Here is a 16515-nt window from a genome sequence, read left to right on the forward strand (position 1 = left end):
CCCCACGCATGGGCGTGGGGTTCAAACAAACAAAACAAACATATATAGCCTGATTACAAATTGGCCAGTTCAAAAGTGAGAGCCACGTAGTAAAGCGCGCCAATAGTTGGCCCGGCAGCATACTGGTAATACCTGTTATTTAAAATGTTGGTACCGCCTATTTTTGCAGTTGCATATACCATCGGGATTTTTACATTAACCTGCGCATCCATAGTAAAATAAGCGGGAACGTCGCCATTTGCCAGGGTGCTTTCCCAGTAAAAAGCATCCTGCCAGCGGCCGACAATATTAAAGCCTACATTTTTTACTATCTGCCTGTTACCGAATGATAGGTTGGTTACCCACTTAGGGGTGTTGAACGACGTTGTAAAAATATCCGACTTGCTGTTGGTTACAAGGTCGTTATAACTTACATTAAAGCCTGCATTGTAATCCTCATAAAAATTGTATTTGATGCCAAAGGTAGAGCCGTAGCTTTTATACTTATTTGCACTGTTGGTAAACACCCTGTAGCGATCCTGCTGGTTACGGGTTAGCATGGCCAGTACGGCAGCATCTGTACCTACTGTACCTGTTTTGGGTACCGCAACTTCTACCTGGCCCAAAAAGCCATCATAGATATTAAAATAAGCATCCCAATCTATAGAAATAGTGTTGTTTAGCACCACGCTTTTATAACCTATTTCAAACGAGTTTATCTGTTCAGGTTTCATTTGTGATAAATTAGCCTTTACCAGTATATTTTTGTTATCAAGCGCAGCCTGGTTTTTATCGGCACCACCATCTACAGCAGCATTTACCGCTGCATTAAAGTTATCTATTGAGGTAAGAGTATAAGAATTTTCTAAAAACCCAATACCTTCATTAACGCGAGCCAAACCACCTACGCGCCTTACATTACCGTTGTTTACAAATGAAAGCGCTTCAAACAATGACGGGAACCTGAATCCGTTTTGAAATGATGCCCTAAAATTATGGTTGTCTGTTGGCGAATATACAAAGGCAATACGCGGATTGAATTTTGTATCAAACTCAGGATTCCTGTCGGCACGTAATGATGCGTTTATTTTTAGCTTATTGTCAAACAGTCTTTTGGTTATTTGTGCAAAAACACCATATTTTTCATATTTCTGCTTATCCCCAAATGTACCGTTAGCAAGCGCAACGTTGCGTTCTGCCACTTGGCGGCCAAAATCAACAAAGTTGTTGCCATCCGGAGTTACAAGGTACTGCCTGTAATCAGCACCTGCCTGAAGGTCGAATATTTTTATGTATTTAGAGAAATCATACTGGCCCTCTACATGGTACAGCGCCGACTTTTGCTTTAACCACGCTCCACCTGTTGCCGGAGCTCCGGCAATACCGGAGTTAAGATGATCCCAGTTATTTGTGCTGATAATGGTATTTTTTAGCGCATCAAATTCAGGTGTTCCTGGTTCAACCCGTCCCTGGTCGGCCATCGTACGTGCATTGGTAAATGCCTGTTGTAACGGGGTACCATTGTTAATAGATGCCTGTAGTGCATTTTGAAAAGACGTTCGCCAATCGGCATTTGAGGCGTGGGTTAGGTCAAGGTTATCGGCAAGTGGCTTAAGGTTGTAGGAGTCGCCTGTTTCTTCTAACGATGCATAGGTGCGAATGTAAAATTCCTCGCCTTTAAGCTCAACCTTGTGGTTTTGTACAGTAGCATCTTCCAGTCTTATTTTATTACCCCGCTGAAACGTTCCATCCATTAAACCATAGCGATATACATACGATACCTCTAAATTCTCCCTAATTTTATAGTAGGCACCGGCATCAAACTTGGCGTTGGTCACGGTAGGGTCTACCAGGTCTTTTTCAAGATAACCGGTACGCGACACATTAAAGGTTTTAGGGGCTCCATCTACGGTGGCGGTAACAGTTACACGGTTGTTACGCTCATCGCCATAGTTGTTCCAAAGGTCGGCAGCAGGATTGTTTACGCCGCTAAGTTCGCCAAAACCGGGGTTGGCGGTTACAAGGTTGTTAGGGTTTTGGTCGGTTAGCGTATTAGATATCCAGTCAGTACCTTTAAAGAACGAGCCATTTACTTTAATGGCGAATTTATCCTTAAACACCTTTGCATAGCGTAGGGCAACCTCGGTAACTATAGATGCATCTTTGTCGTTATCGTTAACGTGGTTTACTCCTGTTCGTTGATACAGGCTTAATCCCTGATGTGTAAATGGGCTGCGTGTTTGCAGGCTGGCAAGGCCGTTAATCGCATTCATTCCGTATAGGGCAGAAGCTGCACCGGGGGTAATTTCAACGCTTTGTATGTCCAGTTCTGTTGGGCCAATGGCATTACCTAACGGAACGCCCAAGGTTGCTGCCTGAACGTCTACACCATCTACCAATTGCATAAACCTAAAGTTGTTGGGTACATTAAAGCCGCGCGCATTGGGCACTTTAAGTGTCAAACTTGATGTTAACAGCTGAACCCCCTTTACATTATCCAATGCCTCATAAAAAGTAGGGGCGGGGTTGTCTTTGATGGCTTTTATATCAATTTTTTCGATGGATATGGGCGATTGCAGTATCCTTTCCTCTACACGGGATGCCGAAACAACAACCTCGTTAAGCAGGGTATTTTCGGTATTAAGTTCAACAGCAATTTTACTTTGCGATGATAGTACCTGTACTTCCTGCGACCTGAAGCCTATCCCTGAAAATACCAGTGTAAAAGGATAACGTATTTGAGTTTTTATAAAGAATTCGCCATTTTCATTAGTTGAGGTAACTTCTGCTGTGCCTTTTATGGCAACAGTAGCGCCCGGCAGTGGCTCTTTTAATTCCCTGTCTTTAACAATACCTGATATTTCTACGGTTTGGCTTTGGGCAAAGGTGTTTTGTGAGATTAAGAATAAAAACAATAAGGCTATAAGCCTCAAATGTGTTTTGAAGTAAGCATTCTTCATATAAAATTTGTGCTTTATTTGTGGTTTTATCGGGGCAAATGTAGCAATTATTCCGAATAAAATATATAGTCTATGGTTTTTATAGACTAATAAAATAAAAAAATACTTTTGTACGAGTTGGAGAAGGGAAATGGTAGGGATTTTTAGTATTTAATCAACATTGCCCAATCCTTATAATTAGTATACGTGACATAAACAAAAAGCCCGAAACGTATAGTTTCGGGCTTTAATATAACTTTAACAGAGATGGTATTAATAACCCTGATTTTGGGTAAACTCTTTATTAACATCCATTGTTCGCTGCGGAATAGGGAATACCCTGCGGTAAGGCTCTGATGCAGGTTTAGCCGATGTAGGCCTCGCAGCATCAAATTTACCAAAGCGTATCATTTGTGGCCTTCTCCACATTTCCCAATACATTTCAAAACCTATTTCGCGGTACAGGATATCCATATTTATAGCTGGTATAACTACGCCGGGTGCGTTACCGTAAAGCGACTCGCGGGTCCTGCTGGTACGCAGTAAGTTAATATCTGCAAGGGCAGCACTGGTATTACCTTTACGCATGTAAGCTTCGGCCCTCAAAGTATAAATACCTCCTAAGCGGTATAGCGGTATATCTACAGCGCTTGTGCCATTGCCTGCCTCAGGGTCAAATTCAAATTTAAAGCTACGCGCACCTCTGTTTATCTGGTTTTGGGCAAATACTGCCTGCGTAGGATTATCAAAGTTTAGTTCCGGAGTAAAATCCATTGGCGTAGTAGCACTTTTTTCGCATACAAGAGCCGATATTTTTATCCTTCCATCCCCAGTCATTTCAAATGCTCCGGCAGATGTAAGTTTAGGGCCATACTGCTGACCCACTTGTATACCGCGGTTAAAATGAAACCAAGGTAACGTTGTACCGGCTACAATGCTTGTTGCAGGCGCGCTAACATCGGTACCGTCGTTCATAAACCATGTACCATCTGCATATTGGTATTTACGTGCAAAGCGGGGGTCATCATGAAAACCATCCCAAGTGCTATAAAACTCAGGGGTAATACATGAGGCGTTGGTACCCCTGTTTGTTGCAGAACACCTTTGGTTACGCTCCATAGAGTTGTAAGCAAGGTCGTTACTGCCATTGTGCAGGTTGTCTATCTTTTGCGTAATTGCAAAAATAAGTTCCGGTGCACCAGAGTTGTTTAAAGAAAAATTATCAAAATAATTACTTGCAAGGCTGTATGTCCCGGAGTCTATAAGAAGGCTGGTGTAATAAATTACCCTGTCCATATCGTTACCGCCACCGCTGACAGCAGCCTCTGTAAAGTTAAAGTTAGATGAGCTGTTAAATCGGTCTTTAAACACTGCACGGTTAAGGTTCATGGTACTAAGCAGTGCATAAGCAGCTTGTTTGGTAAACCTTCCGTTGTGTGTGCCCTGAGTGCCCATATCGGCAAGTTGTGGCAATAACGCTTCAACATCAAGAATAAGATTATCTATTGCGTCTGCTGCTTGCAATATCTGCAAAGGTGCGCCGGGTACAAGAGGGTCGCGGTAAGGAGCCTGTCCGTAAAGGTCAAGCGTATGATATGTGTAAAAAGCAAGCATACCTTTTGCTTCCGCAAGAAATAAATCCTTTTGTTCGTCATTACCATCAGTTATTGCTTTAATAGCTACTAAAGAACGCGTAATACCATCGGTAATCTGGTTAAAGTTATCCGTAATAACCGCATTGTCCGGTGCCCATGTAAACTCGTGCATGGCGCGCCATTTGCCACCATCTCCCCAGTCAGATCCGCGGGTAGGCAATATACCTATATCACTGCTGTATTCCTGCATGGCAAGCATGCCGCCATGGCTGGTAAAAGTATTTTCTCCTAAACGATCATACACTGCTGCCAGTGCGTTGGTAGAGCTTGATGCTTCGCCTACCAGAACTTCGTCTAACACGTCTTCGTTAAGAGAAGTACATCCTGCTAACAGTACGGTAAGGCAGGCTGTAATTATAGTTTTGCTGTTAATTATTGTTTTTAACTTCATAGCGTTATATTTTAAATGTTGCACCAATTATAAATGTTCTTGCTGTTGGGTAAGTTCCATAATCAATACCAAGAGACTGATTACCATTGTTAGCCTTGTTGCTGTTTATTAATGGGTCAAAACCAGAATAGTTTGTTATTGTAAACAGGTTTTGGCCAGTAACATATAGGTTTAAACTTTGCATCCAGGCAATGCTTGGGTGTTTAAAAGTATAACCTATACGGGCACTGTTAAGCCTTATGAAATCGGATTTCTCAAGGTATAATGATGAAAGCTGAGGTGCATTTGACTGGTTGGCACCGGAGTTAGAATAATTTGATAGCGTGTTCCTGTCAGATGCCAAGTTGTTAATGTTAAGGGCATTTAAACCTGTGTTATTAAGAAGGTAACCGCCGGTTTGGCCAATTATAGAGAATGAAAAATCAAAATCTTTGTAGCGCATGTTACTATTAAGGCCATAGGTAAATTTAGGTATTGCACCTTCTGTAATAACACGGTCGTTGTTGCTTATTACACCATCGCCGTTTTGATCTTTATAAATAGGAGCGCCATCTGCATCAAAGCCTGTGTGCTCTAACAGGTAGAATGAACCCGCTGCATACCCGCTTTTGTAGATATTACCCAATACACCCGACTGGCCAGGGCCGGAAATAGTACCTGATAAAATTTCTGATACCGGAAGATCTTTAATTTCATTTTTAAGAGTGGCGCCGTTTACATCTAAATCCCATGTAAAATCTTCTGTATTTATAATCTTAGAGCCTAACATAAACTCAAGGCCGCTGTTTACTATTTCACCATCCATGTTTGTCCATACGTTAGGCGTAGAGCTCAATACAGGAGCCGGAATAAAGAGAATAGCATCTGTAGTGGTTTTATTAAAGTAATCTACACTACCATATAGCTTATCAGCCCAAAGGTTAAAATCAACTCCAATATTATATTGTGTTACCACTTCCCATTTAAGATCGGGGTTTGCAGTTCGGGAATACGTTACACCGTTTATTAATCCCAGATCGTTATATAAGTAGTAGCCATCTGCAGCGGTTAGAGAGTAGCTGGCCTGAGTAACTTTATTTTGTACTTCCTGGTTACCTGTCTGGCCCCAGCTTGCGCGAAGTTTAAGGTTATCTACCACTGTAGATTCTTTTAAAAAGCTTTCTTCAGAGATATTCCAACCTGCCGCAGCCGATGGAAAGTAACCGTATTTATTGTTCTCGCCAAAACGTGTAGAACCATCTGCCCTTAACGATGCCGTTAAAAGGTATTTACCATCAAAAGCATAGTTAACTCTTCCAAAATACGATTGCAATTCGTTAATTTGGGCATAACCCGATACACCCGATTGCACACCTCTGTAACCTGGATTGATTGAAGGCTTTATGCCTTCGCCTCTTTCACCTATCTGGTCTACAATAAAGCTTGTACCGCTTGTTTCAAATTTTTGGTAAGAGAAACCGCCCATAACGTCAAACTTATTTTTTCCTGTAAGGAAGTCGTAGGTTAAATAGTGCTCTATCAGGGTATTTTTTGAGTCTACGTTGCCCTGTACGTAACGACCTGTTGTGCTACGGTCGGTAAGGTTACGGTAAATTGTTGTATTCCTTTCTGCAACAGATCGGTCTATACCTAAATTCATTTTATATTCCAGTCCTTTTAGTATCCTAAAAGATGTTTCCATGTTACCCAACACACGTGTTGTACGGGTTTCATCTTCATAAATACTTAACAGGTATGCCGGGTTGTAATGGGCATTCATGTTAAAGTTAGTATACGCGCCGGTTTCGTCAAAAACAGGGCGTGTAGGATTTGCCATAAGTGTGTGGATAATCAGCTGTCCGTCAGACCCTCCGTCATCACTTGTTGGTACACCACTATCTTTTGTTTCGCTGGCAGTAAGGTTAACTTTAAATTTTAAGCGCTTATCATCTAAAAACGATTCGGCTACGTTTACCCTTCCGGTAGTACGTTTAAACGCACTCTGGTTAACAATACCTTCTTGGTCCATTTGTGCTAAAGACACGTAATAATTACCACTATCGGTACCTTTAGAATAGGATAAGGAGTTGTTTTTTGTAACTGCATCCCTAAAAATCACATCCTGCCAATCGGTATTTCCACCGTGGTCAAAAGCAGGATCGGTAATAGCATTGCGGTATTCGTCGGCAGAAAGTACGTCAAGCTTATTCATTATTTTAGAGAAACCTAAATAAGAATCCACTGTAAAGCCTGCCTTTCCTTTAGCACCTTTTTTAGTAGTAACAATTACAACACCGTTAGATCCTCTTGCACCATATATGGCAGCAGCAGAAGCATCTTTAAGCACGGATATCGACTCAATATCACTGGTGTTTAAAAAGTTAAGTGGGTTTTTTGCAGCCGAAGCACCAAAACCTACGTTAGCGCCTGTAGGGCTTACACCGTCGTTAGTTAACGGCACGCCATCTACCACGAATAATGGAGTACTACCGCTCCTGATAGAGCCTACACCACGAATGTTTACATTTATACCAGCTCCCGGCTCACCACTGGTTGGCGTAACTCGCACACCGGCAATTTTACCCTGCAAAAGCTGGTCGGTAGAGATGTTTACACCCTGCCTAAACTGGCTTTCACTTATTTGGCTAACTGCACCCGTAACGTCTTTTTTAGCTTGTTTACCATAACCTACTACAAGAACTTCGTTAAGTTCTGATGCATCGGGTAAAAGGGTAACAGTTACTGTACTGCCTGTTATAGTTATTGTTTGTGTTTTGTAGCCCATATATATAACATCTATGGTTCTTCCTACTGCTACGTTGATTTCAAAATTACCGTCGATATCGGTAGCTACGCTGTTGCTTGTACCTGTTTCCAGTACCGATGCTCCCGGTAGCGGCATGCCGTTCTCATCAAGCACTTTACCCTTTACAGTTTCCTGTAGCAGGGCGCTATTGCTGATAACATTAATTTTTGCCGACTCATTTACTATGTTGTTGGCATAACCGGCCTGTAGTGATAGCAGGGCGGGTACTACAAAACACAGGCTTTTAAGTTGTGGTGTAATTTTAGAGTACATTCAGTTTAAATTATTGGTTTTAATGATACTTTGTGTTTAAAGCCATTGCATGTGTTATGCTCTGGCGTTTTTTGGGTTGTGCATGCGTATTCCTTTTTATTATCTCATAGTGTATTGTTAAAAATTATTACTCTGAGTTTTTTAGTAATTTTTTAGTGGATGACAGCTGCTGTTTATAGCGTATAAATATTGACTGCGAAATAAGGCTATACAGCGCCAAACTATTTTTACTGAAGGTTATCTTTAAATTAATTTGGTGTGGATTATCGTGCAAAAAATCATGGTATTGTTAAGTAAACCTTAGTTGCGTTATTAACTATATCGTTTGTAACAGGGGCATTTTTGCAACTTAGTTTACACAAACCTTACAAAGGATTTTCTTTATGTTTTTTTTAGGCTAACACAGCCTTAACACCGGGCTTTTAGTTTTGCGGGTGCAATAAAAACCGCACATTTACTTATGAAATTACCTATCACGGCATTTACCGCTTTACTTGCGGTAGCCTCTTTTACAGCGCATGCTCAGGACGACAACACCAAACTGAATAAGATACAGGTTATAGGATCGCACAATAGTTATAAAATTGGTATCGAACCTGCCTTGTATAAGGTATTGGCTGCAAAAGACTCTACTGCCATGAAGGGTTTGCAGTACGACCATATTTCTATTATCGATCAGCTTAATATGGGGCTTCGCAATCTTGAAATTGATATTTATGCCGATAGTAAAGGCGGTAAGTATGCCCATCCTAAAGGGCTTGACCTGGCTAAGGCTGATAAAACCTACGATACTAATGGTGAAATGAACAAACCGGGCTTTAAGGTTTTTCACGTTACCGATGTTGACTTTTGGAGCTGGACACCAACTTTTGAAGGCTGCCTTCAGCAGTTAAAAGCGTGGAGCGATGCTAACCCGGGGCATGTGCCGATATTTATTACGCTGGAGCCTAAAGATGGCGATGCCAATCGTTTTGGTACAACGCCGGAGGCTTTTACAACACAACTATTTGATGAGGTTGATGCTGTAATTAAGAAAAACCTGGGTGAGAATAAACTTATAACGCCTGATATGGTTCGCGGCAAATATAAAACACTTGAAGAAGCAGTAATTGCCGGAAACTGGCCAACTTTAAAACAAGCTAAAGGCAAATTCTTTTTCCTGTTAGATAACAGCGATAAGAAAATGGAGCTCTACATGAAAGACCATCCTTCTTTAAAAGGGCGTGTTGCTTTTGTAAATGCAAAACCGGGTACACCGGAGGCTGCTGCTATGTTCAGGAACAATTCTAAAGATGCAGCAATTCCTGATCTCGTTAAGAAAGGGTATATCATACGTACCCGTGCCGATTCTGACACTAAAGAAGCGCGTGCCAATGATTATTCGCATTTTACGGCAGCAAAAAACAGTGGCGCACAAATAATCACTACCGATTATTACAAACCAAGCCAACTATTTAAATCAAACTATTCTGTAAAGTTTGATGATGGTAAATACGTAAGGCCAAACCCTGTGAACGGTACTAAAAAGTAATATACCTACTCCAATAAAATCAAAACCCTGCTAAGAATTCCTTAGCAGGGTTTTTGTTGTTTTTATTTCAGATCTATAATGTCTCGGCACGCTTCTTAGCTGTAAAGACAAAGTACAAGCCTACCAATATAAACGGTATGCTGAGCCACTGCCCGGTTAGGAGTAGGGGCTGCTTGCCTTCAAAACCACCTTGGCTTTGTTTTACAAATTCTACCACAAAACGAACGCTCCACAGCAGCACTAAGAATACCCCGAATATAAGTCCGTGGTGTTTACGCGAATCGGTTTTCCAATACATATAAAACAGGATAAGAAATACAAAAATATATCCAAATGCTTCATACAATTGCGCCGGGTGCCTAAACGGAATACCGTTTAATACATCAGCATATTGTGGGTCGTTAGCAATAAGGTTGTATGCCGTATCAGGGTCTGTGGTCTGTGTAATTTTCATGGCAGCGCTGGGGCTTATATTATCTGTATCTCTCACAAATCGTACCGCAGTATCAACCTCGGGTGATGTTTCGCTGCCAAGGATCTCACTATTAAAAAAGTTGCCAATCCTTACAAATATACCACCACTGGCAACAGGTAGTACAACCCTGTCCAGCATCCAGAGTACCGGCCTGTGGATTATTTTTTTACTGTACCATACAACTGTACCAATAACAGCAATGGCTGCGCCGTGACTGGCAAGGCCGGTAAAGCCTGTAAATTCAAATTCAGGGCTAAATTTAAATGGCAGTATTATTTCTGAAAGATGGTCTTTATAATAGTGCCAGTCGTAAAAGAAAACGTGACCTAAGCGCGCACCCAGCATTGTTGCAAAAATGGTGTAAATAAACAGTGTATCAAGTTTCGCTACCGATTCACCTTCTCTGTCGTATATCTTTTTCATAATATACCATCCAAGCCCAAAGGCAATTACAAACATAAGGCTGTAAAAGTGCAGGATGTAAAAACCCAGGTTTATGCCATCATTAAAATTCCAGGTAAAACTTAAAAAGTGCGTCATTGCAGGGGAGGTTTATAGTGTTGGTCGTAACAATGGTGGTTATGTTACGGCAATGCATAAAAAAACCGCCTTTAAGGCGGTTTATATTATAGAGTTTCAGTACGTTTTTTCGCTGTAAATATCAGGTATAAACCTGCAATTATAAACGGTATACTAAGCCATTGGCCTGTTAGTAGTATAGGATGCTCGCCTTCAAAACCACCCTGGCTTTGTTTTACAAACTCCACCACAAAACGAACCGTCCAGAGTAATACTAAAAATACCCCGAAGATAAGCCCATGATGCTTGCGCGAATCGGTTTTCCAGTACATATAAAATATGATAAGGAACACAAATACATATCCAAATGCCTCATACAATTGTGCAGGGTGCCTGAATGGTATCTTAGCAAGTGTGTCAGCAAACTGCGGATCGTGCTCTATAAGATCATACGCCTTGTTAGGGTCTGTGGCACCGGTAATTTTCATAGCCTTATATTTATTAAGGTTATCTTCTCCCTTAATAAATCGTACAGCTGTAGCCAGTTTAGGCGATGTTTCGCTACCTAAAATCTCACTGTTAAAAAAGTTACCAAGCCTAACAAATATACCACCGCTGGTTACCGGTATAACAACCCTGTCCAATACCCAAAGTACCGGCCTGTGTATTACCTTTTTACTGTACCAAAACATAGTAAGTATAATAGCTATGGCAGCACCGTGGCTCGCAAGGCCTGCAAATCCTGTAAATTCAAATTCAGGGTCAAATTTAAAAGGCAAAAGTATCTCTGCCGGATGGTCTTTAAAATAATCCCAGTCATAAAAGAAAACATGCCCAAGCCTTGCTCCTAAAAGCGTGGCAACAAGGGTATAAATGAAAAGCTTGTCCAGTTTTTCTACCGGCTCACCCTCACGGTCAAATATTTTTTTCATAATAACCCAGCCAAGCCCAAAAGCCACCACAAACATAAGGCTGTATAAGCGTAATGTAATAGGGCCAAGGTGCAGTCCTTCGGTAGGATTCCATGTTATACTTAAACTGTGTATCATTTTAATGAGGTTGATTTATTAGTTTGTTGTATTATCTTATTTAATGATTATGGTTACAGGCCTTATCGGGCACCGGGTCATAACCTTTGCCACCCCAGGGGTTACAGCTAACAATGCGTTTTATGCCCAGCCATCCGCCTTTAATAAGTCCGTGTTTTTGCAAAGCTTCTACGGTATATTGAGAACAGGTAGGGCTGTAGCGGCATGCTGAAGGCAGTATTGGCGATATAGCCAACTGGTAAAAGCGTATTAGCAGTACAAAAGGGTAGGTTATAATGCTGCCTGCTTTCAAAGTACGGTTAGTTAATGGTAAATGTTGTACCTTCTTTAGTATCCTTAAGCTCTATGCCCAGTGTAGTAAGCCTATCCCTTATCTGGTCTGATAGTGCAAAGTCTTTATTGGCACGTGCCTCATTACGCATTGTAATAAGCATATTAACCACACCTTCAAGCTTTTCGTTATTGTTTTCTTCGCCCTGTTCATTCTTTAAACCCAATACATCAAACACAAAAGAATTTAATGTTTTGGCAAGGGTATCAAGGTCGGCAGATGTTAAGGTTTCTTTACCATCTTTAAGCAGGTTAATGTAACGAACACCATCAAACAGCTGTGCTATAAGTATAGGGCTATTAAAGTCGTCGTTCATAGCATCATAGCACAACTGTTTCCACGCAGCAATATCAAGCGTGGAAGTAGTGTGGGCTTTAATATCGCCAATACTTGTAATGGCATCCATAAGGCGGTTATAACCTTTTTCGGCAGCCACAATGGCATCATTACTAAAATCAAGAACGCTCCTGTAGTGTGCCTGTAACATAAAGAAACGGGCAACAGCAGGGGAGAACGCCTTACTTAGTACACTATTATTACCTGTAAATATTTCACGTGGCAGTATATTATTGCCGGTAGATTTAGACATTTTTTTACCGTTAAGGGTAAGCATGTTGGCATGCATCCAGTAATTAACGGGAGATTGGCCTGTGGCAGCTTCATTTTGCGCAATTTCGCATTCGTGGTGCGGAAATTTAAGGTCCATACCGCCACCGTGAATATCAAAATGATTGCCAAGGTATTTAGTGCTCATAGCAGTACACTCCAGGTGCCACCCCGGGAAACCGTCTCCCCAAGGCGAAGGCCAGCGCATAATATGTTCAGGCTCGGCTTTTTTCCAAAGGGCAAAATCAGCAGGGTTGCGCTTTTCTTCCTGGCCGCTAAGCTCACGTGAGTTAGATAGCATATCGTCAAGGTTACGCTTGCTCAATATGCCGTAATTATGGTCTTTATCGTATTTAACCACATCAAAATAAACCGATCCGTTTGCTTCATAAGCAAAACCGTTATCAATTATTTTTTTAATGGTTTCAATCTGCTCAATAATATGGCCTGTGGCGGTAGGCTCAATACCTGGAGGAAGGTTGTTAAAGAGCTCCAGTATCTGATGAAAATCAACCGAATACTGCTGTACTATTTCCATAGGCTCCAGCTTTTCGAGCCTTGCTTTTTTTGCAATTTTATCCTCACCTTCGTCGGCATCATCTTCAATATGGCCCACATCGGTAATATTACGCACATACCGCACCTTGTACCCTAAATGTTTAAGGTAACGATAAACCAAATCAAAAGATATAAAAGTACGGCAGTTGCCAAGATGCACATTGCTGTACACGGTAGGCCCACATACGTACATTCCTACAGCACCGGGGTGCAGGGAGGTAAAAGATTCTTTTTCTCCGCTAAGCGAATTGTATATCTTTAATTGTTGGTCTTGGTATAGGTGCATATAAATAATAAGGTTAACTAAATGCCTAAAACTGGGTGTCCAGTTTAATGTAATCTAAAAATTCCCTCCTTACGCTCTCTTCTTTAAATTTTCCGCCAAATTCAGAAGTTACAGTACTGCTTTCAATATCGCGAATGCCACGGCTGTTTACACATAAATGTTTTGCATCAATAACGCAGGCAACATCTTCAGTATTCAATACCTTTTTAAGCTCCTGTACAATTTGTATAGTAAGCCTTTCCTGTACCTGCGGGCGCTTTGCAAAATAATCTACAATACGGTTCATTTTAGAGAGTCCCACTACGGTACCGTTGCTAATATAAGCAACATGTGCGCGGCCTACAATGGGTAAAAGGTGGTGCTCGCAGGTAGAATATACTGTGATGTTTTTTTCTACCAGCATTTCGCCGTACTTGTATTTATTATCAAAAGTAGAAGAACTTGGTTTTTTAGAAGGATTAAGGCCTCCAAATATTTCTTTTACAAACATTTTTGCAACACGGTTAGGTGTACCTTTTATACTGTCATCAGTAAGGTCCATACCTAATGTTTTTAAAATGCTTTCAACATCTTTTTTTATTAAGGCTATTTTATCGTCGTCGCTTAAATCAAAAGCATCGTCCCTAAGTGGTGTTTGTGCGCTTGTGGCTATATGGTTTTCTCCAATTTCGTCCCTGTTATCGTCGCTATGGATCATCAGATATTATTTAATATAAAAAATCAGGAGGCAAAGATAGTTATAAAAGTTGATTATAGGAATTTACCGTGCGTGCGATTTTTATTACAGGTTTTTGTGATATAAGTAGTGTTATTTGCCAAGTGCAACATTAAAAATAAAAAATTTGCATTATTACTTAGGGAAAATCAGAGTTAAGCTGTTTATATTAAAAAAAAATATTTTTTTTTGCTGACTTGAACCAATTTATTGTAAATTTCGCGTTTTAAAATTGTAAACTACTGAGATGAAAAAGTACTATTTTTTATTTTTATTGGGTTTAATTACGGTAAGCGTTTTTGGGCAGGGATCTACTGCTCCATCAATGCAGCCGCTTTGTGCGAGTATCAACATTACGTTTGATAATACCACAAACAGCCCGCCCGCAGATCCGGCTTCGGCGGCAGACAGTTATGGCTGCCTTGGAAGTGAACCTAATCCCGCCTGGTTTTATTTTCAAATTGGTACTTCGGGTACATTATCTTTTGATATTGCCCAGTATACTAATGGAGGTACACCTATAGATGTGGATTATATAGCCTGGGGCCCATTCGCGGGTCCGCCGCCTATTTATGGCCCGGCTAACCTTAATAATAGTACAGAGGTAGGATGTAGCTACTCAGGTTCTGCCTTTGAGTCGCTTACAATTAACAATGCCCAGGTAGGGCAGTACTACGTTATCTTACTTACCAATTTTAGTAATCAGGCAGGCCAGATTAGTTTTGAACAAAGTAATACAGGTGCTCCGGGCGCAGGTAGTACAAGTTGTGCTATTTTATGTCCGTTAACCTTAGGCGACGATTTTATTCTTTGTCCGGGAACTTCTGTAGACATTGTTGCACTTATTGATGCTGATCTTGATGAAGAGGATACTACCTACTCATGGACACAGGATGGTGAAACATTACCTGATGCCGATGGGCCAAGTTTAACAGTTAGTGAGCCGGGTGTTTATGAGGTTACAATAAATAATCCGCAATGTATGGAGGATACAACCGATTCGGTTACTGTATTCGCTCCGGATGAAATGCCTATTAATGACCCTGAAGACATTACAATATGTGCTGTTGGGGCTTCGCCATATATTTTTGACCTTACTGTAAACACACCTGTTATTCAGGGAAACCAGGATCCTGAATTATATCCTGTTACTTATTATGGATCTGAAGAAGCAGCAAACGAAGGTTTTCCTCAAATATTCCCTGCTAATGCTTATCCTTCACCAGGGGACGAAGTTATATGGGTAAGGATAGAAGATTATATTACAGGATGTTATACAACCCGTTCATTTACTATTTTTGCTAACCCTGCACCGCAGGCGGGCACACCGGGTGATCTTCAGGCTTGTGATGCTGGTAATGACGGATCTGAAACTTTTGATCTTACCGTTCAGGACGAGGCTGTTTACAATGGTCAGGATCCCGAGCAAAATTTAGTTAGCTACCATACTACCCAAATTGGTGCTACACAAAATACAAGCATTATCCAGACTCCGGAAACTTTTACTACAGGTAGTACTACTGTATATGTGCGTTTAACTAATGTAAATGACGTTGATTGCTACTCTACTTCAAGTTTCCAGATTATTCTTACTCCGGAGCCTGTTGTTGTAGATATAGCAGATGTATTTATTTGTAGTGATGAAACTTATTTATTGCCTGAAGTTGCAGTAGGTAATTATTTTACTGAAGCTAACGGAGAGGGTGACCAATTAGATCCCGGTACACCAATAAGCGAAACTCAGGTTATTTACATATTTGCAGAGTCTAATACTACTCCTAATAACTGTACCGATGAAGAATCGTTTACGGTTACCGTTAACGAAAAACCTGAAGTTGATGAGCCAGCCGAAGTTTTTGCATGTGAAAGCTATATTCTGCCTGCATTAAACGTTGGTCAGTATTTTACAGTTCAAAATGGTACAGGTTCTATTATTGCTCCAAATACTGAAATTACCCAGGATACTACACTATATATATATGCTGAGACTGGTGATGCAAATACAGTAATATGCTCGGACGAATATACATTTGTTATTAACATAGATAACAGGCCAGTAGTTAGCCCTGCTATACCTCTTGAGGCATGTGATGTATTAATAGAAGATAACAATGCACCTAACGATTTTAGCGCTGTATTTAATTTAACTACTGCCGGTAACCAGGTAACAAATAACCAACCAGGTTATACAGTAACATATTATACCGATGAGCAAGGAGCTATAGATGGTAGCAATGTTGGTCTTATTTCGGCTGCCGAAGCAGTAGCCTACAACAGCGAGAGTACACCAGTAACCCCTGTAGAGGAGCCGTTATATATTCGTGTTGTAGCGACAGGCAATACAACCAACTGTGCTACGGTAGTACCGTTGCAGTTAATCGTACACGAAACCCCAGTAATCCCGGTAATAGAAGATTACGTAC

General features: G+C 40.9%; 9 protein-coding genes and 1 pseudogene. 2 read left to right on the forward strand and 8 right to left on the reverse strand.

Annotated features, from left to right (window positions below; translation table 11 throughout):
* Positions 1 to 53: 53 nt before the first annotated feature.
* The 3 genes from FMM05_RS14645 to FMM05_RS14655 form a co-directional block, all read right to left on the reverse strand.
* On the reverse strand, positions 54 to 2939 hold the full coding sequence (locus tag FMM05_RS14645; protein WP_143374140.1) for a TonB-dependent receptor: 2886 nt from the start codon (positions 2937 to 2939) through the stop codon (positions 54 to 56).
* Positions 2940 to 3191: 252 nt separating this feature from the next.
* Complete coding sequence (locus FMM05_RS14650; protein ID WP_143374141.1) at positions 3192 to 4964, reverse strand: RagB/SusD family nutrient uptake outer membrane protein; 1773 nt, start codon at positions 4962 to 4964, stop codon at positions 3192 to 3194.
* Between the two features lie 4 nt (positions 4965 to 4968).
* Positions 4969 to 8022: a SusC/RagA family TonB-linked outer membrane protein gene (locus FMM05_RS14655; RefSeq protein WP_143374142.1), complete on the reverse strand. Its 3054-nt coding sequence runs from the start codon at positions 8020 to 8022 to the stop codon at positions 4969 to 4971.
* Between the two features lie 460 nt (positions 8023 to 8482).
* On the opposite strand from FMM05_RS14655, the gene FMM05_RS14660 reads away from it, so the two are divergent.
* Positions 8483 to 9553, forward strand: a complete 1071-nt coding sequence (locus tag FMM05_RS14660) for a phosphatidylinositol-specific phospholipase C1-like protein (protein ID WP_143374143.1) — start codon at positions 8483 to 8485, stop codon at positions 9551 to 9553.
* Positions 9554 to 9626: 73 nt separating this feature from the next.
* Here the strand turns inward: FMM05_RS14660 and lgt (FMM05_RS14665) are convergent, their stop codons facing one another.
* The 5 genes from lgt (FMM05_RS14665) to folE form a co-directional block, all read right to left on the reverse strand.
* Positions 9627 to 10568, reverse strand: a complete 942-nt coding sequence (gene lgt / locus FMM05_RS14665; protein ID WP_143374144.1) for a prolipoprotein diacylglyceryl transferase — start codon at positions 10566 to 10568, stop codon at positions 9627 to 9629.
* An 86-nt stretch (positions 10569 to 10654) separates the two neighbouring features.
* Positions 10655 to 11596, reverse strand: a complete 942-nt coding sequence (lgt, locus tag FMM05_RS14670) for a prolipoprotein diacylglyceryl transferase (protein ID WP_143374145.1) — start codon at positions 11594 to 11596, stop codon at positions 10655 to 10657.
* A 40-nt stretch (positions 11597 to 11636) separates the two neighbouring features.
* Positions 11637 to 11888 carry a membrane protein insertion efficiency factor YidD gene (gene yidD, locus FMM05_RS14675; protein WP_185965600.1) on the reverse strand — a complete coding sequence of 84 codons (252 nt, stop codon included), beginning with the start codon at positions 11886 to 11888 and terminating at the stop codon, positions 11637 to 11639.
* Positions 11889 to 11895: 7 nt separating this feature from the next.
* The gene (gene cysS, locus FMM05_RS14680) at positions 11896 to 13377 is read right to left on the reverse strand and encodes a cysteine--tRNA ligase (RefSeq protein ID WP_143374146.1); all 1482 of its coding nucleotides are present in this window, start codon (positions 13375 to 13377) and stop codon (positions 11896 to 11898) included.
* A gap of 25 nt (positions 13378 to 13402) precedes the next feature.
* Positions 13403 to 14074: a GTP cyclohydrolase I FolE gene (folE, locus tag FMM05_RS14685; protein ID WP_143374147.1), complete on the reverse strand. Its 672-nt coding sequence runs from the start codon at positions 14072 to 14074 to the stop codon at positions 13403 to 13405.
* A gap of 265 nt (positions 14075 to 14339) precedes the next feature.
* Between folE and FMM05_RS14690 the strand changes: the two are divergent.
* Positions 14340 to 16515: pseudogene (locus FMM05_RS14690) on the forward strand (hypothetical protein); the annotation flags it as partial.

Origin of the sequence: Flavobacterium zepuense (genome assembly GCF_007097145.1) — a bacterium.
GTDB classification, from domain to species: Bacteria; Bacteroidota; Bacteroidia; order Flavobacteriales; family Flavobacteriaceae; genus Flavobacterium; species Flavobacterium zepuense.